Annotated in this window: 18 protein-coding genes; 9 read left to right on the top strand and 9 right to left on the bottom strand. The window is 70.8% G+C overall.

Annotation, left to right across the window (positions count from 1 at the left end; genetic code table 11):
* Positions 1 to 27: 27 nt before the first annotated feature.
* The gene (locus tag KZX17_RS06435) at positions 28 to 3,525 is read right to left on the bottom strand and encodes a DNA-directed RNA polymerase subunit beta (protein ID WP_248170037.1); all 3,498 of its coding nucleotides are present in this window, start codon (positions 3,523 to 3,525) and stop codon (positions 28 to 30) included.
* A 308-nt stretch (positions 3,526 to 3,833) separates the two neighbouring features.
* On the opposite strand from KZX17_RS06435, the gene KZX17_RS06430 reads away from it, so the two are divergent.
* The gene (locus KZX17_RS06430; protein ID WP_248170038.1) at positions 3,834 to 6,458 is read left to right on the top strand and encodes a DUF4062 domain-containing protein; all 2,625 of its coding nucleotides are present in this window, start codon (positions 3,834 to 3,836) and stop codon (positions 6,456 to 6,458) included.
* Between the two features lie 224 nt (positions 6,459 to 6,682).
* On the opposite strand, the gene KZX17_RS06425 is transcribed toward KZX17_RS06430, so the two are convergent.
* Genes KZX17_RS06425 through KZX17_RS06415 form a run of 3 tightly spaced genes read right to left on the bottom strand, consistent with a single transcriptional unit; the run spans position 6,683 to position 9,590 of the window.
* The gene (locus KZX17_RS06425; protein ID WP_248170039.1) at positions 6,683 to 7,258 is read right to left on the bottom strand and encodes a hypothetical protein; all 576 of its coding nucleotides are present in this window, start codon (positions 7,256 to 7,258) and stop codon (positions 6,683 to 6,685) included.
* A 26-nt stretch (positions 7,259 to 7,284) separates the two neighbouring features.
* Entirely contained in the window at positions 7,285 to 8,838 is a 1,554-nt protein-coding gene (locus KZX17_RS06420) for an urea amidolyase family protein (RefSeq protein ID WP_248170040.1), read from the bottom strand.
* On the bottom strand, positions 8,835 to 9,590 hold the full coding sequence (locus KZX17_RS06415) for a 5-oxoprolinase subunit PxpA (protein ID WP_248170041.1): 756 nt from the start codon (positions 9,588 to 9,590) through the stop codon (positions 8,835 to 8,837). Before KZX17_RS06415 ends, KZX17_RS06420 begins: the two co-directional genes overlap by 4 nt.
* 128 nt (positions 9,591 to 9,718) lie before the next feature.
* On the opposite strand from KZX17_RS06415, the gene KZX17_RS06410 reads away from it, so the two are divergent.
* A complete protein-coding gene (locus tag KZX17_RS06410) occupies positions 9,719 to 10,555 on the top strand; it encodes an alpha/beta hydrolase (protein WP_248170042.1) in 837 nt (278 codons plus the stop codon).
* A 72-nt stretch (positions 10,556 to 10,627) separates the two neighbouring features.
* Positions 10,628 to 11,149: a hypothetical protein gene (locus KZX17_RS06405; RefSeq protein WP_248170043.1), complete on the top strand. Its 522-nt coding sequence runs from the start codon at positions 10,628 to 10,630 to the stop codon at positions 11,147 to 11,149.
* Positions 11,150 to 11,162: 13 nt separating this feature from the next.
* Here the strand turns inward: KZX17_RS06405 and KZX17_RS06400 are convergent, their stop codons facing one another.
* From KZX17_RS06400 to KZX17_RS06390, 3 genes are read right to left on the bottom strand one after another with little or no spacing between them, the layout of a single operon-like run.
* Positions 11,163 to 12,014 carry a site-specific DNA-methyltransferase gene (locus KZX17_RS06400; protein ID WP_248170044.1) on the bottom strand — a complete coding sequence of 284 codons (852 nt, stop codon included), beginning with the start codon at positions 12,012 to 12,014 and terminating at the stop codon, positions 11,163 to 11,165.
* The gene (locus KZX17_RS06395) at positions 12,011 to 13,060 is read right to left on the bottom strand and encodes a biotin/lipoate A/B protein ligase family protein (RefSeq protein ID WP_248170045.1); all 1,050 of its coding nucleotides are present in this window, start codon (positions 13,058 to 13,060) and stop codon (positions 12,011 to 12,013) included. The genes KZX17_RS06400 and KZX17_RS06395 overlap by 4 nt, the downstream gene beginning before the upstream one ends.
* 4 nt (positions 13,061 to 13,064) lie before the next feature.
* Positions 13,065 to 13,979 (bottom strand): alpha/beta fold hydrolase, encoded by a 915-nt coding sequence (locus tag KZX17_RS06390; protein WP_248170046.1) that lies wholly within the window; start codon positions 13,977 to 13,979, stop codon positions 13,065 to 13,067.
* Between the two features lie 87 nt (positions 13,980 to 14,066).
* Here KZX17_RS06390 and KZX17_RS06385 point away from each other — a divergent pair, with 87 nt between their 5' ends.
* Entirely contained in the window at positions 14,067 to 14,513 is a 447-nt protein-coding gene (locus KZX17_RS06385) for a MarR family winged helix-turn-helix transcriptional regulator (RefSeq protein ID WP_248170047.1), read from the top strand.
* Positions 14,510 to 15,853 carry an MFS transporter gene (locus tag KZX17_RS06380; protein WP_248170048.1) on the top strand — a complete coding sequence of 448 codons (1,344 nt, stop codon included), beginning with the start codon at positions 14,510 to 14,512 and terminating at the stop codon, positions 15,851 to 15,853. Before KZX17_RS06385 ends, KZX17_RS06380 begins: the two co-directional genes overlap by 4 nt.
* Before the next feature lie 169 nt (positions 15,854 to 16,022).
* Here the strand turns inward: KZX17_RS06380 and KZX17_RS06375 are convergent, their stop codons facing one another.
* Complete coding sequence (locus tag KZX17_RS06375) at positions 16,023 to 18,434, bottom strand: glycoside hydrolase family 2 TIM barrel-domain containing protein (RefSeq protein WP_248170049.1); 2,412 nt, start codon at positions 18,432 to 18,434, stop codon at positions 16,023 to 16,025.
* Positions 18,431 to 19,111 (bottom strand): TetR/AcrR family transcriptional regulator, encoded by a 681-nt coding sequence (locus KZX17_RS06370; RefSeq protein WP_248170050.1) that lies wholly within the window; start codon positions 19,109 to 19,111, stop codon positions 18,431 to 18,433. The genes KZX17_RS06375 and KZX17_RS06370 overlap by 4 nt, the downstream gene beginning before the upstream one ends.
* Before the next feature lie 184 nt (positions 19,112 to 19,295).
* Between KZX17_RS06370 and KZX17_RS06365 the strand changes: the two genes are divergently transcribed.
* From KZX17_RS06365 to KZX17_RS06350, 4 genes are read left to right on the top strand one after another with little or no spacing between them, the layout of a single operon-like run.
* A complete protein-coding gene (locus KZX17_RS06365; protein ID WP_248170051.1) occupies positions 19,296 to 20,825 on the top strand; it encodes an ABC transporter substrate-binding protein in 1,530 nt (509 codons plus the stop codon).
* A 60-nt stretch (positions 20,826 to 20,885) separates the two neighbouring features.
* Positions 20,886 to 21,827, top strand: coding sequence for an ABC transporter permease (locus KZX17_RS06360; protein WP_248170052.1), 942 nt, complete (start codon positions 20,886 to 20,888; stop codon positions 21,825 to 21,827).
* On the top strand, positions 21,824 to 23,710 hold the full coding sequence (locus tag KZX17_RS06355; protein WP_248170053.1) for a dipeptide/oligopeptide/nickel ABC transporter permease/ATP-binding protein: 1,887 nt from the start codon (positions 21,824 to 21,826) through the stop codon (positions 23,708 to 23,710). Before KZX17_RS06360 ends, KZX17_RS06355 begins: the two co-directional genes overlap by 4 nt.
* A complete protein-coding gene (locus KZX17_RS06350; RefSeq protein ID WP_248170054.1) occupies positions 23,707 to 24,564 on the top strand; it encodes an ATP-binding cassette domain-containing protein in 858 nt (285 codons plus the stop codon). The genes KZX17_RS06355 and KZX17_RS06350 overlap by 4 nt, the downstream gene beginning before the upstream one ends.
* The last annotated feature ends 25 nt before the right edge of the window (positions 24,565 to 24,589 follow it).

The following is a 24,589-nucleotide window of genomic DNA, read 5'->3' as shown; positions in this document are numbered from 1 at the left end:
CGGAATTCTGTTCGTTGCCGGTACGGGTCAGATCTCGTCGATCGACGTCGACTCGAACCGGGTGGAGATGTTGATGCCGAGTTCCTCCGCAGCGCGGAAGGCCTCGTCGTCACTGTCACGCAGGTTCACCTCGGTGCCGTCGGCCGAGAGGACCTCGACGTTCAGGCAGAGGGACTGCATCTCCTTCATGAGGACCTTGAAGGACTCGGGGATGCCGGGCTCCTGGATGTTCTCGCCCTTGACGATCGCCTCGTAGACCTTCACGCGGCCCACGATGTCGTCGGACTTGATCGTCAGGAGCTCCTGCAGCGCGTACGCGGCGCCGTAGGCCTCGAGTGCCCACACCTCCATCTCACCGAAGCGCTGGCCGCCGAACTGCGCCTTCCCACCCAGCGGCTGCTGCGTGATCATCGAGTAGGGGCCGGTCGAACGGGCGTGGATCTTGTCGTCCACGAGGTGGTGCAGCTTCAGGATGTACATGTAGCCGACCGAGATGGGAGCCGGGAAGGGCTCGCCCGAACGGCCGTCGAACAGCGCGGCCTTGCCCGAGCTGTCGATGAGGCGGTCACCGTCGCGGGTGGGGTTCGTCGAGTCGAGCAGACCCGCGATCTCCTCCTCGAACGCGCCGTCGAACACCGGGGTCGCGACCTTCGTGCCGGGCGCGGCCTCGCGGGCCTGCTCGGGCAGCTTCGCAGCCCACTCCGGCGAGCCGTCGACCTTCCAGCCCTGCTTCGCGACCCATCCGAGGTGGGTCTCGAGGACCTGGCCGAAGTTCATTCGACCGGGGATGCCGAGCGGGTTCAGGACGACGTCGACCGGCGTGCCGTCCGCGAGGAACGGCATGTCCTCGACGGGCAGGATCTTCGCGATGACGCCCTTGTTGCCGTGACGGCCGGCGAGCTTGTCGCCCGCGGTGATCTTGCGCTTCTGGGCGATGTAGACGACGACGCGGCGGTTGACGCCCGAGCCGAGCTCGTCGTCGCCGTCCTCGGCGTTGAACTCCTTGACGGCGATGATCGTGCCCTGCTCGCCGTGGGGCACCTTCAGCGAGGTGTCACGGACTTCGCGGCTCTTCTCGTTGAAGATCGCGCGGAGCAGGCGCTCCTCGGCCGACAGCTCGGTCTCGCCCTTGGGCGTGACCTTGCCGACGAGGATGTCGCCGGGACGCACCTCGGCGCCGATGCGGATGATGCCGCGCTCGTCGAGGTCCTTCAGCAGGTCGGGGCTGACGTTGGGGAGGTCACGGGTGATCTCCTCCTTGCCGAGCTTGGTGTCGCGGGCGTCGACCTCGTACTCCTCGATGTGGATCGAGGAGAGCGTGTCGTTCTTCACGAGCTCCTGGCTGAGGATGATGGCGTCCTCGAAGTTGTGACCCTCCCACGTCATGAACGCGACGAGGAGGTTCTTGCCGAGCGCGAGCTCGCCGTTCTCCGTGGCGGGGCCGTCGGCGATGACCTCGCCGGCCTCGATGCGGTCGCCGGCCGAGACCACGACGCGCTGGTTGTAGGACGTGCCCTGGTTGGAGCGGTCGAACTTGCGCAGGAAGTAGTCCTGCGTGCCGCCCTCGTCGAGCTGCACGGTGACGACGTCGGCCGAGACCTCGGAGACGACACCGGCCTTCTCGGCGGTGATGACGTCACCCGCGTCGATGGCGGCGTAGCCCTCCATACCGGTGCCGACGATCGGCGACTCGCTGCGCAGCAGCGGGACGGCCTGACGCTGCATGTTCGCACCCATGAGGGCGCGGTTCGCGTCGTCGTGCTCGAGGAAGGGGATGAGCGAGGTCGCGACCGACACCATCTGGCGCGGCGAGACATCCATGTAGCCGATCTCGTCGACCGGGAACAGGTCGACCTCGCCACCCTGGCCGCGGCGGGCGAGGATGCGGTCGTTGACGAACGAGCCGTCCGCCTTCAGCTCGGCACCGGCCTGCGCGACGATGTAGTCGGACTCCTCGGCAGCGGTCAGGTAGTCGATCTGCTCGGTGACCTTGCCGCTGACGACCTTGCGGTACGGCGTCTCGATGAAGCCGAACGCGTTGATGCGCGCGAATGATGCGAGCGAGCCGATGAGGCCGATGTTCGGGCCTTCGGGCGTCTCGATCGGGCACATGCGGCCGTAGTGCGAGGGGTGGACGTCGCGGACCTCGACGCCGGCACGCTCACGGGACAGACCGCCGGGGCCGAGCGCCGACAGGCGACGCTTGTGGGTCAGACCCGCGAGCGGGTTGTTCTGGTCCATGAACTGCGACAGCTGCGAGGTGCCGAAGAACTCCTTGATCGCCGCCACGACGGGACGAACGTTGATCAGGGTCTGCGGCGTGATCGCCTCGATGTCCTGCGTGGTCATGCGCTCGCGGACGACGCGCTCCATGCGCGACAGACCGGTGCGGACCTGGTTCTGGATGAGCTCGCCGACCGCACGGATGCGGCGGTTGCCGAAGTTGTCGATGTCGTCGACGTCGAGACGAATCTCGGCCGCCTTGCCGCTGCGGACGCCGTCGTAGCTGACGTCGCCGCGGTGCAGACGGACGAGGTACTTGATCGTCGCGACGATGTCCTCGACGGTCAGGACCGAGTCGGTCAGCTGCTTGTCGATGCCGAGCTTCTGGTTGATCTTGTAGCGACCCACCTTGGCCAGGTCGTAGCGCTTCGGGTTGAAGTAGAAGTTGTCCAGCAGCGCGCGGGCGGCCTCTGCGGCGACCTGCTCGCCCGGACGGAGCTTGCGGTAGATGTCGCGGAGCGCGTCCTCCTTGGTGAGGATCGTGTCCTTCTCGAGGGTCTCCTCGATCGAGCTGAAGCCGGCGAACTCCTGCATGATGTCTTCGCTCGAGAGGCCGAGGGCCTTGAGGAAGACGGTGACCGACTGCTTGCGCTTGCGGTCGATGCGGACGCCGACCTGGTCGCGCTTGTCGATCTCGAACTCGAGCCAGGCGCCGCGGCTGGGGATGACGCGGGCCGAGACGATGTCCTTGTCACTGGTCTTGTCGGGCGTCTTGTCGAAGTAGACACCGGGCGACCGGACGAGCTGCGAGACGACGACACGCTCGGTGCCGTTGATGATGAAGGTGCCCTTGGCGGTCTGGAGCGGGAAGTCGCCCATGAAGACCGTCTGCGTCTTGATCTCACCGGTGAGGTGGTTCATGAACTCGGCCTCGACGTAGAGCGGGGCGGCGTAGGTCTTGCCGCGCTCCTTGCACTCCTCGATGGAGTACTTCTCGGGCTCGAGGTAGGGGTTGGTGAACGAGAGCTGCATGGTCTCGCCCAGGTCCTCGATCGGCGAGATCTCCTCGAAGATCTCCTCGAGACCGCTGACCTCGGGGACGTCGGTGCGACCGGCGGCCTGCGCCTCGGCGACGCGAGCCTTCCAGGCCTCGTTGCCGACGAGCCAGTCGAACGACTCGGTCTGCAGCGCCAGCAGGTCAGGGACCGTCAGCGTGTCGGAGATCTTGGCGAACGAGAGGCGGGATGCTCCGCGGCCGTTCTTGGGGGTGGTGGTGGAAGTTGCGTTGCGCGCAGCAGCCAAGGGAATTACCTCCGTGAGCCCGGGGAGGGCTGGTTTTCCTTGTCGTCAGGTGGAGTACTCCCGCATCCGACACCTGCGGCGCGCGCCGACGGGAACCGTCGGGGGCGCAGGCACAAGCCGACCACCATATGAGGGCAAGTAGAGGGGAGCGCAACTACCTACTATAGGACAGACGACGCGCCGTGTCCACCCGGATCGTTGACGACGTCGGGCTGCTGCGGTATAACCCGCGCGATCACCCATCCATGTCCCCCGAAAAGGGGACGAAACCCCTGGTGCGGGGGCATCCTTCCCACCAGGATGTCTGCATGTCCGGGGATTCGCATCGCGTGATCCGCACCCCCGACCACCGGATCCGCGTCTTCGTGAGTTCGACGCTGCGCGAGCTCGCGACCGAGCGGGCGTCGGTGCGCGCGGCGGTCGAGCGACTCGGGATGGCGCCGGTCATGTTCGAGCTCGGTGCGAGGCCGCATCCGCCCCGCGACCTCTACCGCTCGTACCTCGAGCAGAGCGACGTGTTCGTGGGGATCTACGCCGGCAGCTACGGCTGGGTGGCCCCCGGTGAGGACATCTCGGGCCTCGAGGACGAGTACCGCCTCGCGCCCCGCGGGATGCCGAAGCTGATCTACGTCAAGCGCGGGATCGCGCGCGAGGAGCGGCTCGAGCAGCTGATCGACCGGATCCGCACCGACGACACGGCCGCCTACCTGCCCTTCGACGACCCGGACGAGCTCGGCGAGCGGGTGGCGGGCGACCTGGCGACCCTGCTCGCGGAGCGCTTCGACGAGTCGAGGCGGGAGAGCCGACCGGACGACGCCCCCGAGGCGCCACTGCTGGCGGCACGGGTGCCCACGCCCTACTCGGCGACGATCGGCCGGGACGACGACATCGAGGCGGTGACCGGGCTGCTCTCGGGCGGCGAGCGGCTCGTCAGCCTGATCGGGCCCGGCGGCATCGGCAAGAGCCGCCTGGCGATCGAGGTGAGCCGGCGGGCGTCCGGGGTCTTCCGCGACGGCGTCTATTTCATCGCGCTCGAGAACGTCCTCGAGTCAGGTCTCCTGCTGCCGACGATCGCGTACTCCCTCGGCATCCGCGACAACGGCGAGGCCTCGATCGAGGAGCGCCTCGCGCGCGCCCTGGAGGACCGGCATGTGCTGCTCGTCCTCGACAACTTCGAGCAGATCGTGGATGCCGCGCCCGTCCTGATGCGCCTGTTCGGGATCGCGCCCGAGGCCTCGTTCCTCGTCACGAGCCGCATCGTGCTGCGGGTCCGAGGGGAGCGCGTCTTCGAGGTGCCGGCGCTGCGCACCCCCGAGCCGAACGCGCCCGCGGCCCTCGACCGCGCCCTCGCCTCGACCGCGTGCCTGCTGTTCGAGGATCGGGCCCGCGCGACCAAGCCCGGCTTCGCGCTGACCGCCGAGAACGCCGGCGCCGTCATGGACGTCTGCCGCCGGCTCGACGGGCTGCCGTTGGCGATCGAGCTGGCGGCGGCGAAGGTGCGGATGCTGTCGGTCCACGCCATCGCGGAACGCTTGGGCCACGCGCTGCCGCTGCTGACGGCGGCGGTCCGCGACCTGCCCGACCGCCATCGGACCATGCGCGCGACGCTCGAATGGAGCGCGAGCCTGCTGCCGCCGGAGCACCGGGCGCTGCTCGAGGACCTGGGCGTCTTCGCCGAGCGCTTCACCGTCGAGGCCGTCGAGGCGCTCGGCCGCGGTCGGGCGTGGGACGGGCAGGCGATGGAGGCCCTGGCATCCCTCATCGACAGGTCGCTCGTCGCGCAGACGGAGGTCGACGGCCGGAGCGTCCTGTCGCTCCTGGCGATCGTGCGGGAGTACGCGATCGGCCGCCTCAAGGAGCGCGGCGAGGCCGACGCCCTGCGCGCGGCCCACGCCGACTACTACCGGGGCCTCGTGGCCGAGCTCGCGCCGGGGCTGCGGGGGTCCGGTCAGGAGCGGACGATCGCGGAACTGCGGCTGCAGCACGCGAACCTTCGCGCCACGGTGCGCCACCTCATCCACATCGACCGTCTGGACGACGCCGCGGACCTCGCGTGGTCACTCCTCATCTATTGGTGGATCACGGGGCTGTTCGCCGGCGTCCGCGTCTGGATGCTGGAGCTGCTCGGCAAGGACCAGCCGCTTCTGCCACACACCCGCGCCATCGCGTGGTTCTTCGCGCTGTGGGGCGAGATGTGGCAGCGCCCTGCGCAGGAGGTCGTCGCGGGGCTCGGCGAGGTCGTGCGGCTGTTCACCGAGAGCGGTGACGAGGATGCCGCGGCGATGGCGTTCGCGGCCCGGGCGACCGCACGCGTGCAGTTGTCGGCATCCGACATCGATCTCGCCGAGGAGGAGCTGGGCGAGGCCGTCGACCGGCTCCACGCCGTCGGGAACGGATGGGGCGAGGCGATCTCGCGCGTCTCCCTCGCCCGCGTGGCGTGGCTGCGCGGCTCGGTCGACGACGCCGCCGTGCACCTCGAGCGCGCATCGACGATCGCGGATGCCGGGGGTGACCTGTTCACGCGGTCGGTGGCCGGCAACCAGCGGGGCCGACTGCTCATGGTGCGTGGGCGCGTGGAGGAAGCGGAGCAGGTGTTCGTCCGCACACTCCTCGACTCGCTGCGGCTGCACCACGAGGAGGGCATCGCCTACGGGCTCGAGGGCCTCTGCGCGGTCGCCGCCGCGCGCGGGGAGGCGCGGCGCGCGGGAGAGCTGTCGGCCGCGGCGACGTCGATCCGCCACCGGGTCGGCGTCTTCGACGTCGAGGCGTTCACCGTCCACGCCCTGTCGTTGGACAGCGCACGCGCGGAGCACCCCGACGACGTGGCTGCCGGCGAAGCCGCCGGCGCGGACCTCACCATCGCCGAAGCCGTGGCGCGGGCGCTGCCCGAGCGGGAGCGGGCGACGGCGCGCGAGGCCATGCGCCGGTGGTGACGGTCAGCGGGTCGGCCGGTCGGCGGGCACTCCACCGGCCCGGGGGGATCCCGAGTCGGTGGAGGCGGCGCCGCTTCGCTCCCGAATGCGTGGGCGCCGAGCCGCTTCGACGCCGTCCGGGGAGGTACCGGTCGACGTCGGTTCGACTCTAGGGACCGGCCCTCACGACGTCATCAGATAGGTCGTGATGTGTCGATGAGATCTCTCTCATCTGGGCGGTGAGGTCAGCGCCACTGCCAGGTGGCGAGCACCGACTGCGCGATCTGATCGCGATCCTCCTGCGACACGTCGGGGCTGAACGAGAAGGTCACGATGTAGGTCTGGCCCGCGTCGGTGAGGTAGTACTGGTCGATCTGGTACTCGACGCCGTCCTGCTCGAACCCGGCCGTCAGGTGCGCGGTCTCCTGCCCCGCCGCGGTGACGCGGTCGAGGACCGTCACATCGGTCGCGCCCGCACCCTCGAGTTCATCGACGCCGACCGACTCGACCTGCTCGGGCGAGACCTCCCCCGCCGGAGACGTGATGATGTTGAGGTTGTCGGCGAAGTCGTCCTGGTCGTCGAGGAATGCCGCGAACGTCGTCTCGTCGAAGGTGTCGGGCGCCCCATCGGGAAAGCCCCAGCCCTGCGGCAGCGTGAATCCGTACGCCTCGCCCGCCACCGTCTCGCCGTCGGCGGGTGCGATCGCAGGCAGATCCGAAGTGGCCGAGGGCGGCGTCTCGGCGTCGGAACGTCCGCCGCAGCCGGTCATGACGAGCGCGGCCAGAACGAGTGCGGCGATCGCCGAGGTGATGCGGAGCATGCCCTCACGCTACGCCGCGGCGCCGGTCAGGCGAGGGGCCTTGCGCGCCGCAGTCGCAGATGCGTGCCCGGCCGCGCCTGGGCGAGCAGGTCGAGGCCCGCGTCGGTCACGACGCCGATGACCGGGTAGCCGCCCGTCACCGGGCCGTCGGGGCCGAGGACGACGGGCCGGCCCTCCGGTGGCACCTGCAGGGCACCCGGCAGCATCCCCTCGCTCGGCAGTTCGCGTCCCGTCGCGACGGCCGTCCGGTCGAGGACGGGGCCGTCGAGTCGGAGACCGACACGATCGGCCTGCGCGCCGACGACCCAGTCGGCCTCGAACAGCGCGCGGTGCGCTGCGGGTGCGAACCAGTCGGCCCGGGGGCCGGGGGCGACCGGGATCTCGAGCGCCGCGGAGATGTCGAGGGCCCCGCCAGGGGGCGTCCACGGGAACGCGTCGACGACCGGGATCGGATGCCCCTCGGCATCCGCCGTCGCGACGGCGTCGCCCGCGCGCATCGGCGCCGGCCCGAGACCGGCGAGCGTGTCGGTCGCGCGGGACCCGAAGACCGCCGGACCTCCCAGCCCGCAGCGGACGGCGAGGTAGGCGCGGACTCCTGCGCGGAAGCGATCGAGCTCGAGCTCGTCGCCCGCCGGCCACCGGACCGGCGCGTACGGGTCGACGACGCGTCCGCCGATGCGGATCGCGCCCCACGCCCCGGTGACGGCGACCCAGAGGTCGCGGTCGGCGACGGCGCGGAACCCGCCGAGCAGGACCTCGACCCCGGCCGCGTCGGCGGTGTTGCCGACGAGGCGATTCGCGGTCTGCAGAGCGCCCCGATCCGCCGCGCCCGACGGCGCGACGCCGTCCGCCTGCCGCCCGGGGCGCCCGCGATCCTGCACCGTGGCGAGCGGCCCGGGATCGACGACCGTGAACGCCGTCGGACCTGCGGTGCGGACAGGCTGCGGCTCAGCCACCTCGGCCGCCGCCCGGACCGGGCGGAAGCGCACGGTCGTCCCCGGCGTCAGCAGCACCGGCTCGACACCCGCCGGGTCGAACAGCGGCGCATCCGTCCTGCCGATCAGCCGCCAGCCGCCCGGGGTCTCGCGCGGATACGCGCCGCTGAACTCCCCGGCGAGCCCGATCGACCCGCGGGGGACGCGCGGGCGCGGGCTCTCGAGGCGCGGCACGTCGAACGGCCACTCCGCGCTCACGAGGTAGCCGAACCCCGGCGCGAAGCCCGTGAAGGCGACCGACCAGCTCGCCGCGAGGTGTCGCGCCACCAGCGCATCGGGACCGACCCCGACCGCGGATGCCGCGTCGCCGAGGTCCGGACCGTCGTAGACGACCGGCACCTCGACGGTGCGGTGCGGCGGGGCGTCGCCCGCGCCCGGTGTCGCACGCGCCGAGCGCACCCAGGCGCGGGCCGCTGCATCCGAGAGGACCGCCGGATCCCGCACGACGAGCACGGTGCGTGCAGCCGGCACGACGTCGCGGATCCCCGGCGGCTGCGACGCGGCCAGCGCCGCGTGCAGGCCGCTCACCTCGTCGATCGTCGCCAGCTCGACGAGGAACGCGCGATCGCCGAACGGGCGGATCACCACGGCGAGCGCACCACGACCCCGGCGGCGTCGAGCGCGGCACGGACGGCGCGGGCCATCGCCACCGCTCCGGGCGAGTCGCCGTGGACGCAGAGGGATGCCGCGTCCACCCGCACCCGCGTGCCGTCGACCGCCGTCGCCGCGCCGTCGCGGACGAGCGAGACGGCGCGCGCGGCGACCTCCTCCGGGTCGTGCAGCAGGGCGCCCGGGGCACCGCGCGGCACGAGGTCGCCGGTCGGCAGGTACCCGCGGTCGAGGAAGGCCTCGCGGACGAACGGCAGCCCGCGCTCCGCGGCGGCCCGGGCGATCTCGCCGCGGAGCCCGAGGACGGGCAGCGGGCGCCCGAGGCCGTCGGACACATCCGCGATCGCGGCGGCGACCGCGTCGGCCGCGGCGGCGTCGGTGCCCACCGAGTGGTACAGCGCGCCGTGCGGCTTGACGTAGCGGAGCAGCGCCCCGGCGTCGGCGAGGGCTTCGATCTGCTCCCGCACCTGCGTCCGCAGGACCTCGGGGACGACGGCGAGCGCGACGCGTCCGAAGCCGGGTCGGTCGAGGTACGAGGGATGCGCACCGACAGCGACTCCTCGCGCCGCCGCCCGGCGCACGGCATCCCGCATCGAGTCGGCATCGCCGGCATGCCCGCCGCACGCGACCGAGGCGCTCGAGACGACCGCGAACATCGCCTCGTCGTCGGCCGTGGCGACGCCGTCGACGGTCTCGCCGAGGTCGGCGTTCAGGTCGATCGAGCGCATGCAGCAACGGTAGCGGGGACGAGCGCGTGAACAGTGGGCGAAGGACTCGTCAAGGGCTTCGGGGCGACCGGCGGCATCCGTATCGTCGTGCTCGTCGGAGGAGCGCTCCGGCAGGAAGGAGCGCCACCGTGGCGTACATCACCGTAGGGACCGAGAACTCGGTCGACGTCGAGATCTTCTACACCGACCAGGGGTCGGGACAGCCGGTCGTGCTGATCCACGGCTTCCCCCTGAACGGGGAGTCGTGGGGCAAGCAGCAGAAGGCGCTGCTCGAGGCGGGGTACCGCGTCATCGCCTACGACCGGCGCGGATTCGGCGCCTCCACCAAGACCGCGTCGGGCTCCGACTACGACACCTTCGCCGCCGACCTGCACGCCCTCGTCGAGGACCTCGAACTGACCGACGCCGTGCTCGTCGGGTTCTCGATGGGCACCGGCGAGATCGCGCGCTACCTGTCGCGCTACGGAGCGGACCGCATCGCGAAGGTCGCGTTCCTCGGCTCGCTCGAGCCGTGGCTGCTGAAGACCGACGAGAACCCCGATGGCGCCGGCGATCAGGCGTTCTTCGACGGGACTGCCGCGGCCGTCGCAGACGACCGCTACGCATTCCTGTCGGGCTTCTTCAAGGACTTCTACAACCTCGACGAGTTCCTCGGCGACCGCATCTCGCAGGAGGCTGTCGACGCATCCGTCGCCGTTGCGAACCAGGCCGGCAACGCCGCGATCGCAGCGGCTCCCCTGACCTGGCCGACCGACTTCCGCGGCGACATCCCTGCGGTCACGGTGCCGGCCCTCATCGTCCATGGCACGGCGGACAACATCCTGCCGATCGACGCGACGGCCCGGAAGTTCCGCGAGCTCCTCCCCGAGGCGACCTACGTCGAGATCGAGGGCGCTCCGCACGGCCTGCTCTGGACCCACGGCGCGGAGGTCAACGAGGCGCTGCTCGCGTTCCTGCAGGACTGAGGGTCCCCGCCCTCGCACTGGCGCGCGATCCGCAGCGCGTGCCAGTGTGAGGGCACGGGCGAGGGGGTCGCGATGACGGATGCCGCACTGCGGGACACGACGGCGGGGAAGACCATGGTGGTCGACCGGGGACTTGCGGGGCGGCTGGCCCGCGATCATCAGCGGACGAAGCAGACGGGGCTGTGGATCAGCGGGATCCTGCTGGTGGTGCTGCTCGGCGGGGGAACGTTCGCGCTCAATGGGAACGTCCGGTCCTTGGTCCTGGCCGCGTTCTGGATCGTGGTCATCGTGATCGGGTTCGTCGCCATCCGCCACCTCGGAACGCAGAAGCTCACGCGCATCACCGAAGGGCTCTACCCCGTCGGCGACCGGGTGACGGTCACCGTCACAGACACCGGCCTCACGGTCACCACCTCGGCCACGAGCCTCACGGTCGCGGCATCCGTCATCTGGCGCATCTCGACGGCGCCGCACTCGGTCATGGTGCGCATCCAGGGGCTGACCGGGCCCGCGATGATCCTGCCGCGCGAGCTGCTCGACGACGCCGACGTCGCCCGGCTGCGCGCGGCGGCGCCCCGCATCCGTCGCCCCTGACGACAGCGACGGCTCAGCCGACGACGACCGCGTCGGGGATGCGCGTGCGCATGACGGCGAGCGCGTCGGCGCTGTGGTCGACGAGCACCGCATCGCGTCCGAGCGCATCGGCCACCGCCCCGGTGGTGCCCGAACCCGCGAAGAGGTCGAGCACGCGGTCGCCCGGGCGGCTCGACGCCTGCACGATCCGCCGGAGGATCCCCTCGGGCTTCTGCGTCGGATAGCCCGTCTTCTCCCGTCCCGAGGTCGGGACGATCGTGTGCCACCACACGTCGGTCGGCAGCTTGCCTCGCGCGGCCTTCTCGGGCGTCACGAGACCCGGAGCCATGTACGGCTCCCGGTCCACGGCATCCGAGTCGAAGAAGTATGCCGTCGGGTCCTTCACGTAGACCAGGATCGTGTCGTGCTTGCTCGGCCAGCGCTTGCGGGACTTCGCGCCGTAGTCGTAGGCCCAGATGAGCTCGTTGATGAAGCAGTCGCGGCCGAACACCGCGTCGAGCATCACCTTCGCGTAGTGCGCCTCGCGGTAGTCGAGGTGGAGGTACAGGGTGCCGTCGTCCTGCAGCAGCCGCCATGCCTCGCGCAGCCGAGGCTCGAGAAAGCCCCAGTAGTCGTCGAACCGGTCGTCGTAGAGCTTCAGCGCGCCGCGCGTGCGGGCGTAGGACGTGCCGCGGAAGCCGCCCTTCACCGGGCCCGCCGGCGCATCGGGGTCGGGCGCGAGACCGGCACGGACCGCGGACTCGATCGCCCGCTCCTGCGTGCGGCCGGTGTTGAAGGGCGGATCGAGGTAGACGAGGGCGAACGAGGCGTCCGGCAGGCGCCGGGCGACCTCGAGGTTGTCGCCGAGGTGGATCTCGACGGTCACGGGACGCGGCGCAGCCAGGCGTCCGTCGAGAACTTCGACTCGACGAGCGCCTCGGCCTCGGCGTACTCCTCCTCGGAGATCGATCCCGGCTTCGCCCCGTAGAGCGAGGTGAACGTCTCGGTGAACCGCTCGATGATCTCGGCCCGCGGGAGGCCGGTCTGGCTGCGGAGCGGATCGACCCGCTTCGCCGCCGAGGCGGTGCCCTTGTCGGAGAGCTTCTCGCGGCCGATGCGGAGGACCTCGGTCAGCACCTGACCGTCCATGTCGTAGCTGAGGGTCGCGTGGTGGAGCACTCCCCCGTTGGCGAGCCGCTTCTGCGCGGCGCCGCCGATCTTGCCCTTCGACGACGCGATGTCGTTGAGCGGCTGGTACGTCGCGTCGATGCCGAGCGAGCGGAGCGCGTGCAGCACCCAGTCGTCGAGGAACGCGTAGGAGTCCGCGAACGTCATCCCCGAGACGAGGGATGCAGGGACGTAGAGCGAGTAGGTCACGATCGACCCGGCCGCCATGAGCATCGCACCGCCGCCCGAGATGCGGCGGACGACCTGGAAGCCGTGCTTCGCCGCCCCGTCGGGGTCGACCTCGTTGCGGAGCGACTGGAACGACCCGATGACCACCGCGGACTCGTCCCACTCCCAGATGCGCAGGGTCGGGTTGCGCCGTCCGTCGCCGACGCGGGTGGTCAGCACCTCGTCGAGCGCGAGGTTCATCGCTGGCGAGACCGCCTTCTCGTGGACGACCTCCCACTCGAACTCGGCCCACCCGGGCGCGACGATGAGCGCGCGGCGCACGGCGGTCGCGACGGCCTCGGGCGTGAAGCCCAGCAGCTGCGCCCCTTCGGGGAGCGCGCCGCGGACGGCGGCGGCGATCGTCGCGACGTCGGCCTCGGTCGGGAGCCCCGTCACCGCCGCGTCGATGTCGGCGAGCGCATCGTCGGGTTCGAGGAAGAAGTCGCCCGCGAGGTGGAAGTCCGCGATGCGGCCGTCCTCCACCTCGAGGTCGACGACGACCAGCTTGCCGCCAGGGACCTTGTACTCGCCGTGCATGGTCCTATTCTGGCGCGTCCACAGGGGCCGCGGTCGCGGCGGCGGGCGACCCTTCGGGAACGGATGCCGCGTCGCGCCGCGCGATGCGCGCGTCGAGCCATGCGAGCAGGTCGGCACGCGCCTCGGCGGCGCAGTGCTCGTTGAAGATCTCGTGGCGCGCGTCCGGGTAGACGAGCGTGGTCACATCGGTCAGGCCGGACCGCGAGCGGTAGGCGTCGGCGAGACGGTGGACGCTCCGCGGGCCGCCCACCGGGTCGTCCCGCCCCACCATGAGGAGCACCGGCAGCGTCACGCCGAGGTGCCGACGGGGCTTGCCGATGAGGCGCAGCGTGTCGATCGGACCGAACAGCCGCGGCAGCGGGACGACGGTCGTCAGGGGGTCGTCGAGGAACGCGCGGCCGACCGCGGCATCCGTCGACAGCCACTCGACCCCGCTCGCGCCCTCGCCCGCCCACCGCTTGTTGAGCGGGGCGGCGTTCAGGGCGCCGGGCCAGAGGAGCGAGGATCCCGACAGGACGAGCGCGTCGTAGGCGTCGGGCGACGCGTTCACCAGCTTCTGCGCGAGGAACGAGCCCCAGGAGTGCCCGAGCAGCACGAGCGGCAGCCCGGGATGCCGGTCGCGGATGATGCCGGTCAGCCGGCGGCACGCGGCGACTGCCGCGCGCAGTCCGCCCGGCCCGAGGCGGCCCAGGCGGGAGTGATCGCCCCCGTGCTGGCGGAGGCCCGTGCGGCCGTGGCCGCGATGGTCGTCGGCGTAGACGGTGAATCCGTCGGCGGTCAGGGCGGCGATGAGGTCGCCGTAGCGGCCGGCGTGCTCGCCGACGCCGTGCAGCAGTTGAACGACGCCGCGGGGGGTCCCCTGCGCGGGGTGGACGTCGTAGACGATCGCGATGCCGTGTGCATCGATGAACTCGGGCATGGCTCGAATCCTAGAGCCGCAGACGAGCTGAGAGAGATGCTCGCTCCAAGCCGTTAGCCAGACTAATGAGCTAGGCTAACGAAAACGATGAGCGACGCGAACGACGACACCACCCCGGACCTCGCCCATGCGGCATCCGATTTCCGCATGGCGACCTTCCGGCTCGCGCGCCGTCTGCGGTCGCAGCGCGCCGTCGACACCATGAGCGACGGGCAGTTCGCCGTCCTCGCCGGCCTCAAGGTCCACGGGCCGCACACGCTCGGCGAGCTCGCGGAGCGCGAGCGCGTGTCGGCCCCGTCGATGAACCGCACGGTCAACTGCCTCGAAGAGCTCGGGTACCTGAGCCGCACGCCCGACGAGCACGATCGTCGCAAGGTCGTCATCGACCTCACCGAGACGGGCCGCGAGGTCGTCGCCGAGACGGTCCGGCGCCGAGACTCCTGGCTCGAGCACGCGTTCGAGGACCTCTCGGCCGCAGAGCGGTCGACCCTCGCGAAGGCCGCCGCGATCATGCAGGAGGTGGCCGGGCGATGAGTTCCGCCATGTTCCGCTCGTTCTCGGTCTTCAACTACCGCGTCTGGTTCATCGGTGCCCTCGTCTCGAACGTCGGCGCGTGGATGCAGGCGACGGCGCTGAGCTGGGTCGTCCTCACGCAGCTCACCGACAACGACGCGACCGCCATGGGCATCACCATGGCGCTGCAGTTCGCGCCGCCGCTGCTGCTCGTCGGGGTCACCGGCCTCGTCGCCGACCGCTTCGACCGGCGGAAGCTGCTGTTCCTGACCCAGGGACTGCTCATGCTGCTCGGCCTCGTCATCGGCATCCTGCTGCTGCTGGGCGCGATGAACCTCTGGACGATGTACGCCTTCGCGTTCGGACTCGGCGTCGTCGCCGCGTTCGACAACCCGACCCGGCAGGCCTTCGTCTCCGACCTCGTCGCCCGCGAGAACGCGTCGAACGCCGTCGCCCTGAACGCAGCGTCCTTCAACACCGCGCGGATGATCGGCCCCGCCGTCGCAGGCTTCGTCATCGTCGCCGTCGGCACCGGGTGGGTGTTCCTGCTGAACGCGCTCACGTTCCTCGCCATGCTCGTGGCGCTGATCCTCATCCGATCCGGCGAGCTCGTTCCGCGGCCGAAACTGCGGAGCGCCGCGCGCATGGCGGACGGGCTGCGCTACGTCGGCGGTCGACCCGACCTCATCGTCACGTTCGTGATGGTGTTCCTGCTCGGCGCGTTCGGGATGAACTTCCCGATCCTCGCCTCGACGATGGCGCTCGAGTTCGGCCAGGAGGCCGACGGCTACGGCGTGCTCAGCTCGATCCTCGCGATCGGCTCACTCGCCGGGGCGCTGCTGGCCGCCCGCCGGGACCGCGCGCGCCTGCGGCTCGTGATCGGCGGCCTCGGGCTGTTCGCCGTGGCGTCGGCCCTCTCGGCGGCGATGCCGATCTACATCCTCTACGCCGCGACGCTCATGCTCATCGGCTTCGCGACCGTGACGACCCTGACGACGGCGAACGGCTACGTGCAGACGACGACCGAGCCGGCGCTGCGCGGGCGCGTCCTCGCGCTCTACATGGCCATCCTCATGGGCGGCACGCCGTTCGGCGCCCCCATCGTGGGCTGGGCCGCCGACGCCTTCGGCCCGCGGGCGGCGATCCTCCTCGGCGCCGCTGCCGCGCTCATCGCCTTCGCGGTCGGCGGCGGCTGGCTGCTGCTCTCGGGCCGCCTGCACCGGCACGAGTCGCGCCGATTCGCGCTCACGATCGACGAGACCCGACCGATCACCGTCGTCGCCCCCGAGGAGTTCAGCGACGAGGTCGCCGCGACGACGCCGATCCGCCTACCCGAGCAGAAGGACGTCGCGCGGAGCTGAGCGCGGGTCGGGCCGGGCGCGCGGGTCGCGCCGGGCGCGCTGCGGGCGAGGCATCCCTCGCTCAGGGGACGCAACCTGCCGCGCAGGTCGGCGCGAGGCGACGAGATACGCCCCCGGAACGGCACCGCGTGAGACGGATGCCGCGCCGCACCCCGGGCGCGGGCGGTCGCTAGACGCCGGTCACCGACGTCGACACGGGTGCGTACCCGTCGGCGGCGACCGTGACGACGACCTCGCCCGGGCCGTCGACGCGCACGACCGCCAGCAGCCGTCCGTCGTACGTCGTGTACGCGGATGCCCCGAACGACTCCTCGGTACGCGCCCGGCCCGAGCCGAGCCCGGCGAGCACCGCCGGGCCCGAGACCGTGACCTCGACCGGCAGGTCGCGGTCGGCGACGGCGATGCCGTCGTCGTCCGCGAGGGTGATGCCGACGAAGGCGAGCCCGCCGACCGCGACCTCGTCGCGTTCGGCGCGCGCGTGCAGCCGAGGCGTGCCGGCCGTGCGCAGGACGTGGCGACCGACCTCGAGCCCGTCGCGGCGGGCGACGGCGACCAGTTGGCCGGGCTGCCAGGTCGTCTCGAAGCGCGCCAGGAATGCCTTGTCGGCGCCGACCGCGGCGACCCCGACCGCACGCCCGTCAAGGAGGAGCTCCACCTCGTCGGCATCGGCGTAGACGTCGACCGTGACGGGGGTGCCGGATTCGGCATCCCAGCTCCACGTCGACACCGTGTCGGTCCACGACCACGGCGTCGTCGCGGTCGGTCGGCCGTGGTGCTGCGGACGGTGCACCGCGATGTACGGGTCGGCGCGCAGGCCGTAGACGATCTCGCGGTAGTACGAGATGGTGCGGCGGTGGCCGGTGATGTCGAGGTCGCCCGACTCCGCGAGGCGGTAGGGGTACGGGCCGGCCGTCCCGGTCGGTTCGTACCCGGGCACGTCGGTGTAGTCGACGCGGCCGATGCCGGCTTCGCCGAGGTAGTCCCACCCGGTCCAGGTGAAGTCGCCGATGACGTGCGGCAGTTCCTCGACGAGCGCCCACATCACGTCGATCCGCTCGGGGAACGTCTCGGACCCCACGATCACGCGGTTCGGGTGGTCGACGGCATCCTGCCGGTATCGCGAATCGGCGTAGTTGAAGCCGACCACGTCGAGCACAGCGGCGGACTCCTCGATCGAGGCGCTCACGAGCGGCGAGGCGTTCATGAGCCCCATCTGCTCGCCCATGTTCGCCATCATCGTGTTCGCGTCCTCGACCTGCTCCCGCGCCTCGGCCATCCGCGGCAGGTTGGCGATGATGCCGTTGATGCCGTTCGTCACGAACCGCGTCGGGTCGAGCGCGCGGACGCGCTCCGCGAGGCGCCGGCTCCACGTCGACCCGATGGGGGTGCCGAGCTCGAGGATCTCGTTGCCGATGGAGTACATGACCACACTCGGGTGGTTGCGGTCCTTCGCCACGAGGGCGGCGGTATCGCGCTCCCACCGCTCGGGGAACGTGACCGTCGCGTCGAACGGGGCCTTCGCGCGGGTCCACGCGTCGGCGAGCTCGTCCATGACGAGCAGACCGTGGCGGTCGCAGGCGTCGAGCATCGCGCGGCTCATCGGGTTGTGCGCGCTCCGGAGGGCATTGAACCCTGCGGCCTTCAGCAGTCGCACGCGGCGGTCCTCCGCGTCGTCGAACGTGGCCGCGCCGAGCGGTCCGTTGTCGTGGTGCACGCAGGCGCCGCGCAGCTTGACGACCTCGCCGTCGATGCGCAGGCCGCGCGCGGGGTCGAGCTGCAGGGTCCGGATGCCGAAGGTGGTCGTCTCTTCGTCGAGCGCCGCACCGGCGGCATCCGTCACCGTCGTCCGTGCGACGTAGAGGTGGGGGCGGTCGGGGTGCCAGCGCTGCGGGTCGGCGACCGCGAGCCGGGCGCGGGCCACGGCGTCGGAACCGGGGAGCACCGTCACCGGCGACGTGCCCGCCGCCACCACGGCGCCGCCCGGATCGACGACCTCCCAGTCCACGCGCGTCTGCCGGGTGTGCCGCGCCGCGTTCCGGAGGGTCACGGCGACCTCGACGACCGCACGGTCGGCGTCGATGTCGGGAGTCGTCACGACGACACCGTGGGCCGGGATGTGGACGGGCTCGGACACCACCAGGTGCACCGGGCGGTAGATGCCCGCCCCGCTGTACCACCGGCTGTCGCGGTGCGCCCTCGCCTCGACGGTCAGGCGGTTGGGCTCACCGAAGCGCAGGAACGGGTCGAGCTCGGCGACGAACCCGGCGTAGCCGTTCGCCTCGTGGACGACGACCTCGCCGTTCAGGAAGACGACGGCGTCACGGTAGACGCCCTCGAACTCGAGCCGGACGGTCTTCTCACGCCAGGACTCGGGCACGTCCAGCGTGCGCACGTACTCGAACGCGCCGCCCGGCGTGTAGCCCGCATGCACCCCCTGCACCTCGTCCGCCGAGCGCGGCAGGTCCCGCAGCGCATCGTGGGGCAGGACGACCTCGACGGGACCCCTGCCCGGCGCGGGAGACTCGAACGGGCCCAGTTTCGGACCGGCGGTCCAGCCGTCGTGCAGGGTCGTCCTGGTCACGACGATGCCTCGACGAGGGATGCCTCATCCGCGTCGCGGGACGACTCGGGACGCCACTCGATGTCGGCGAACGTCATGAACAGCGCGCGGAGCTCGTCGGCCATGTCGAGGACGGACCGGTCGAGCAGCCACTGCACCTGGAGTCCGTCCATCATGGCGATGATCGTGATGGCGGCACGGCGCGGCGTCATGCCGTGGCGCAGCCGTCCGTCCCGCTCGAGGTTGGTGAGGGCTCGCTCGATGGTCGACCGCGTGAACTCGTAGCGGCGGACGAAGTAGGCGTGGGCGGGATGGTCGGGCGCGGTGGCCTCGGCCGAGAGGGTCGCGAAGAGCTCGACGACGCCGGGGATGGAGGCGTTGTACTCGGCCAGCTCCACGAGGCCGCGCAGCACGGCCGCCCCGTCGTCAGACCCGGTGGGCACGATCGTCCTCGCCCGCTCGTCCTTCTCCTCGAGGACGGCCTCGAGGAGCGCGCTCTTGTTGCGGAAGTGGTGGAGCAGGCCCGCCTCGCTCATGCCCGTGCGGACCGCGATCTCGCGCAGCGACCCCGCGCGGTAGCCGGACCCGGAGAACACCTCCAGCGCGGCATCCAGGATCGCCTGTCGGGTCGCCTCGGTCTTGGCATACGTCCCGCGCGGGCGCCTCGTGGGCGCCGGCGTGGTGCTCGTCTTCGTCATCACCGTCATTCTCTCCGGCCATCCCCGTCGGCGGCCGTCCCGGGCCAGTCTGCACGGTTCGATAACGAAAACCTAGCGATTACTAGATTTTTGTTTTGAAAACCTAGTCCTCGCTCGGAATTGGTGCTAGCGTCCGACGCCAGAGCGATCCGCAGGGGTATCGCCACCTGAAATGAGGACAAAGATGTTCCGATGGAAGGCCACAGCAGCCGTCGCCGTCGTCGCCGCACTCGCACTGGCCGGCTGCGCCGGCGGTGAGACCCCGGGCACCGGCGGTGAAGGGGGGAAGGCCGACCGGCTGACCCTCATCTCGATCGCGGCCCCGACCAGCTACGACATCGGCGCCGGCGCCGAGTGGGGCAACCGCAGCGAGTTCTTCGAGGCGGTCTTCGACACGCTCCTCCGCAAGGACTCCTCCGGCGAGATCCAGCCGAACCTCGCGACCGAGTGGTCGTACAACGAGGACAACACGGTCCTCACACTGACCCTCCGCGACGACGTCACCTTCACCGACGACACCCCGCTCGACGCCGAGGCCGTCGTCGGCAGTCTCGAGCGGTTCCGCGACGGCACGTCGCCGCAGGCGGCGACCCTCGCCGGCAAGGAGTTCGCGGCACCCGACGCGACCACGGTGACCATCACGCAGGATGCACCCGACCCGTCGCTCGAGAACCTGCTCTCCATCGCTCCCGGCCTCGTACAGGCCCCTTCCAGCTTCGACGACGAGAACTCGGCCACCACGCCCGTCGGCTCGGGTCCCTACATCCTCGACTCCGCGTCGAGCGTCACCGGCACCACGTACAACTACACGGCGAACCCCGACTACTGGAACGCCGACGCGGTCAAGTACGAGAACCTCACCATCAACGTGATGGAGGACACCACCGCCATCCTCAACGCCATCAAGGCGGGCGAGGCGAACGGTGCGAAGATCGCCGACAACAACACCATCGCCGAGGTCGAGGGCGCCGGTTGGACCATCGAGTCGAACGAGCTCGACTTCCAGGGCCTGCTGCTGCTCGACCGCGCCGGCACGATGGCCCCCGAGCTCGCCGACGTGAAGGTGCGCCAGGCGATCAACATGGCCTTCGACCGCGAGGCGCTGCTGCAGTCGCTGCAGTCCGGGTACGGCACGGTGACCGAGCAGGTCTTCCCCGCCACGTCCGAGGCGTACGACGAGTCCCTCGACGGCACCTACGCCTACGACCCGGATGCCGCCAAGGCCCTCCTCGCCGACGCGGGCTACCCCGACGGCTTCACGCTGAACATGATGTCGACGCCGGCCTTCCAGACCACGTTCGACCTGGTGGCTCAGCAGCTCTCCGACATCGGGATCACCGTGAACTACACCGACCCCGGCACGGGCAACTTCATCACCGACATGCTCGCCCCGAAGTACCCGGCGACCTGGATGGCCCTGGAGCAGAACCCCGACTGGCAGCTGATCAACTTCATGATCGCGCCGAGCGCGACGTTCAACCCCTTCAAGTACCAGGACGACACCGTCGACGGCTACATCGAGACGATCCAGCGCGGCAGCGAGGAAGAAGCGACCGCCGCGGTCAAGGAGCTCAACAAGTACATCGTCGACCAGGCCTGGTTCGCACCGTTCTTCCGCGTCCAGGGCTCGTTCGCCGTGGACACGAACACGGACCTGGCCTTCTGGCCGACCAACGCCTACCCGTCGATCTTCGACTTCTCGCCGAAGAACTGATCGATCCGGCGGGTGGCGGGCATCCCGCCTGCCACCCGCCGGTCACCCGGGAAGGTCATCATGCTGTCATTCATCATCAGACGCGTCGTGTCCGGCGTCGTCCTCGTCGCGGTCATCTCCGCCGTCGCGTTCCTCCTGCTCTACGCAGGCGGCGGCGACATCGCCCGCCGCATCCTCGGTGAGAACGCGACCGCCGAGACGGTCGCCAAGAAGACCGAGGAGCTCGGCCTCAACCGTCCGCTGCTCACCCAGTACACCGACTGGCTGACCTCCGCGATCACGGGCAACCTCGGTCGGAGCTGGTTCACCGGCGAACTGGTCAGCGTCAGCGTCACGAACCGCCTCGCGGTCACGCTCTCGCTCGTCCTCGGCGCAACCCTCATCTCGGCCGTGATCGCCGTCGTCATCGGCGTCCTCGCCGCCCGTCGCGGCGGCGCCGTCGACGGGACGATCCAGATCCTCTCGCTCATCGGCTTCGCGGTGCCGGGCTTCCTCATCGCGCTGATCCTCGTGCTCGTCTTCGCCGTCAACCTGCAGTGGTTCAAGGCGACCGGGTACGTGCCGATCGCGACGTCGTTCAGCGGCTGGGTCTCATCGGTCACCCTGCCGATCATCGCCCTCTCGATCGGGGCGATCGCCTCGGTCGCCGTGCAGGTGCGCGGCTCGGTGATCGACGCCACCTCCCGCGACTACGTCCGGACGCTGCGCGCCCGCGGCCTCTCCGAAGGGTCCGTCATCTACAAGCACGTGCTGCGCAACGCCGGCGGACCGGCACTCGCCGTCCTCGCCCTGCAGTTCGTCGGTCTCCTCGGCGGCGCCGTCGTCGTCGAGCAGATCTTCTCCATCCCCGGAATGGGTCAGCTGAGCGTCCGCTCGACCGTGCTCGGCGACATCCCCGTGGTGATGGGCCTCGTGATCGCGTTCGCGATCCTCGTCGTCATCGTCAACCTCCTGATCGACCTCGCCCAGGCCGCTCTGAACCCGAAGGTGAGGCTCTCGTGAGCGAAGCAACCGCGGCCAACCCGGCCCTCTCCCTCCCGCCTGCCAATGCCGCGCCCGTGCGCATGCACCTCGCGCGACGGCTCCTCAAGCGCCCCGTCGGCGTCGGAGCCGCCCTGTTCCTGCTGCTGATCGTCGTCATCGCCGTCATCGGCAGTGCGATCGCCCCCCTCGACCCGAACTACGCCGACATCCGGAACGTCCTCGCGGCCCCGGGCGGCGGGCACCTGCTCGGCACCGACAGCAGCGGTCGCGACGTCTGGTCGCGCCTGCTCGTCGCCACCCAGACGAGCGTCCTGGCCGCGCTGCTGGCCGTCGTCGTCGCGATCGTCATCGGCGTCATCAGCGGCCTCATCGCCGGCTACTACCAGGGCTGGTTCAACGCGGTCGCGACGTGGGTCACCGAGCTGAACATGGCGCTGCCGGGCATCGTGATCCTGCTCGCGGCGCGGGCCGTCCTCGGCCCTTCCGTCTGGATCTCGATGTTCATCTTCGGCATCCTGCTCGCGCCGTCGTTCTTCCGACTCGTCTACGCCGCCGTCACCGCGGTGCGCAGCGAACTGTACGTCGACGCGGCGCGCGTGTCGGGCCTCAGCGACACCCGCATCATCGGGCGCCACGTCCTCTCGGTCGTGCGTGCGCCGATCATCATCCAGGCGGCGATCATCGCCGGCATCGCCCTCGCGATCCAGTCCGGGCTCGAGTTCCTCGGCCTCGGCGACGTGAAGGTCCCCACCTGGGGTTCGATGCTGAACGACGGTTTCAAGAACATCGCCCGGACGCCACTCCTGCTCATCTGGCCCTCGCTCGCCATCGCCCTCACCTGCATCGCGCTCACCCTGCTCGCCAACGTCATGCGCGACGAGCTCGAGCGCACCGTCTCGGTCCGTCGCAAGCGTCGTCGCGCCGTGACCACCGCCACGGGTTCGGTCGCGGCCGTCACCACGTCGGTCTCGACGAGCGGCGGCGAGCCGATCGAGGACCTCGACGAGCTGCCGGTGATCGAAGACCAGGGCACCATCCGGCATCCCGACGACTCCCGCCGGACGAAGGCCACCGAGAAGGTGCTCGAAGTGCGCGACCTGCGCGTCGGCTACGACCAGCCCGACGGGTCGCACATCGAGGTCGTCCACGGCGTCTCGCTCGACATCCGCAAGGGCGAGGTGCACGGCCTGATCGGCGAATCGGGATCGGGCAAGACCCAGACCGCGTTCGCGGTGCTCGGCCTCCTCCCCCGCGGCGGACACGTCACGGGCGGCTCGATCCTCTACGAGGGCACCGAGCTGGCCGACGCGTCGGATCGCACCTACGCCGGCATCCGCGGCAAGCGCATCGGGTACATCCCGCAGGAGCCGATGAGCAACCTCGACCCGTCGTTCACGATCGGGAGCCAGCTCGTCGAGCCGCTGCGCGCACACCTCGGCCTGTCGAAGAAGGATGCCACGGAGCGCTCGCTCGACCTGCTGGCACGCGTCGGGATCCCGCAGCCCAAGCGCACCTTCGACGCGTACCCGTTCGAGGTCTCGGGCGGCATGGCGCAGCGCGTGCTGATCGCCGGCGCCGTCTCGACCGACCCGGACCTCATCATCGCCGACGAGCCGACCACCGCGCTCGACGTGACGGTGCAGGCCGAAGTGCTCGACCTGCTGCGCGACCTGCAGGCCGAGCGGCACATGGCGATGCTCCTCGTCACGCACAACTTCGGGGTCGTCGCCGACCTGTGCGACCGCGTGACGGTCATGCAGAACGGCGTCTTCGTCGAACAGGGGCCGGTGCGGAGCATCTTCCACCAGGCACGCCACCCGTACACCCAGGCGCTGCTGGGCGCGATCCTCGACGAGGGTCCCGCCCGGGCGCCGCTGGCCGCGAAGGGAGCAGGGGCATGACCGCGTCGCTGCTGGAGGTGAAGGACCTCGTCGTCGAATACCCCGGCAAGGGCTTCCGTGCCGAGCCGTTCCGCGCGCTGAAGGGTGTCTCGCTCGACATCCTCCCCGGCGAGACGGTGGGCCTCGTCGGAGAGTCCGGCTCGGGCAAGACCACGCTCGGCCGCGCCGCGCTCGGCCTCGCGCCGGTCACGGCGGGCACGATCACCTACGACGGACGCGACATCTCGCACCTGACCCGGCGGCAGCGTCGCTCGCTGACCTCCGAGATCCAGGTCGTGTTCCAGGACCCGTACTCGTCGCTGAACCCGTCGATGACGATCGAGGAGATCCTCATCGAGCCGCTGACCGCAGCGGGGGTCGCCAAGGCGACGGCGCGGACCCGGGTGCGCGATCTGCTCGACCAGGTGGGCCTGCCCTCCGACGCACGCAGCCGACTGCCGCGGGAGTTCTCGGGCGGACAGCGGCAGCGCGTCGCGATCGCGCGCGCGCTCGCGCTCGAGCCGCGGCTGATCGTCTGCGACGAGCCGGTCTCGGCGCTCGATCTGTCGACGCAGGCGCGCGTCCTCGACCTGTTCGTCGAGATCCAGGAGCGCACCGGCGTGGCCTACCTGTTCGTGACCCACGACCTCGCCGTGGTCCGCCACGTCAGCCACCGCGTGGCCGTGATGTACCGGGGCGAGATCGTCGAGTACGGCGACGGCGACCGGGTGACCTCGCAGCCCGAGCACCCGTACACGCAGCGCCTCTTCATGGCCGCACCGGTGCCCGACCCCGACAAGCAGGAGGAGCGCCGCGCCGCGCGGCGGGCCTTCCTCGCATCCGAGGCCGGCGCCTCGACGCTGGGCGCAGCCTGACCGGATGCCGGCGCGCAGACGCTCG

Source organism: Microbacterium sp. EYE_78, from assembly GCF_023149035.1.
GTDB lineage: Bacteria > Actinomycetota > Actinomycetes > Actinomycetales > Microbacteriaceae > Microbacterium.
The sequence above is the reverse complement of the archived record's forward strand: the minus strand, read 5'-3'. Positions and strand labels throughout refer to the sequence as shown.

What these genes read in the sequence shown, in the direction of transcription:
- KZX17_RS06430 (WP_248170038.1), top strand. Translation starts at nt 3,834, where the DNA reads ATGTCCGGGGATTCGCATCGCGTGATCCGCACCCCCGACCACCGGATC.
- KZX17_RS06425 (WP_248170039.1), bottom strand. Translation starts at nt 7,258, where the DNA reads ATGCTCCGCATCACCTCGGCGATCGCCGCACTCGTTCTGGCCGCGCTC.
- KZX17_RS06415 (WP_248170041.1), bottom strand. Translation starts at nt 9,590, where the DNA reads ATGCGCTCGATCGACCTGAACGCCGACCTCGGCGAGACCGTCGACGGC.
- KZX17_RS06405 (WP_248170043.1), top strand. Translation starts at nt 10,628, where the DNA reads ATGACGGATGCCGCACTGCGGGACACGACGGCGGGGAAGACCATGGTG.
- KZX17_RS06395 (WP_248170045.1), bottom strand. Translation starts at nt 13,060, where the DNA reads ATGCACGGCGAGTACAAGGTCCCTGGCGGCAAGCTGGTCGTCGTCGAC.
- KZX17_RS06390 (WP_248170046.1), bottom strand. Translation starts at nt 13,979, where the DNA reads ATGCCCGAGTTCATCGATGCACACGGCATCGCGATCGTCTACGACGTC.
- KZX17_RS06385 (WP_248170047.1), top strand. Translation starts at nt 14,067, where the DNA reads ATGAGCGACGCGAACGACGACACCACCCCGGACCTCGCCCATGCGGCA.
- KZX17_RS06380 (WP_248170048.1), top strand. Translation starts at nt 14,510, where the DNA reads ATGAGTTCCGCCATGTTCCGCTCGTTCTCGGTCTTCAACTACCGCGTC.
- KZX17_RS06370 (WP_248170050.1), bottom strand. Translation starts at nt 19,111, where the DNA reads ATGACGAAGACGAGCACCACGCCGGCGCCCACGAGGCGCCCGCGCGGG.
- KZX17_RS06365 (WP_248170051.1), top strand. Translation starts at nt 19,296, where the DNA reads ATGTTCCGATGGAAGGCCACAGCAGCCGTCGCCGTCGTCGCCGCACTC.
- KZX17_RS06360 (WP_248170052.1), top strand. Translation starts at nt 20,886, where the DNA reads ATGCTGTCATTCATCATCAGACGCGTCGTGTCCGGCGTCGTCCTCGTC.
- KZX17_RS06350 (WP_248170054.1), top strand. Translation starts at nt 23,707, where the DNA reads ATGACCGCGTCGCTGCTGGAGGTGAAGGACCTCGTCGTCGAATACCCC.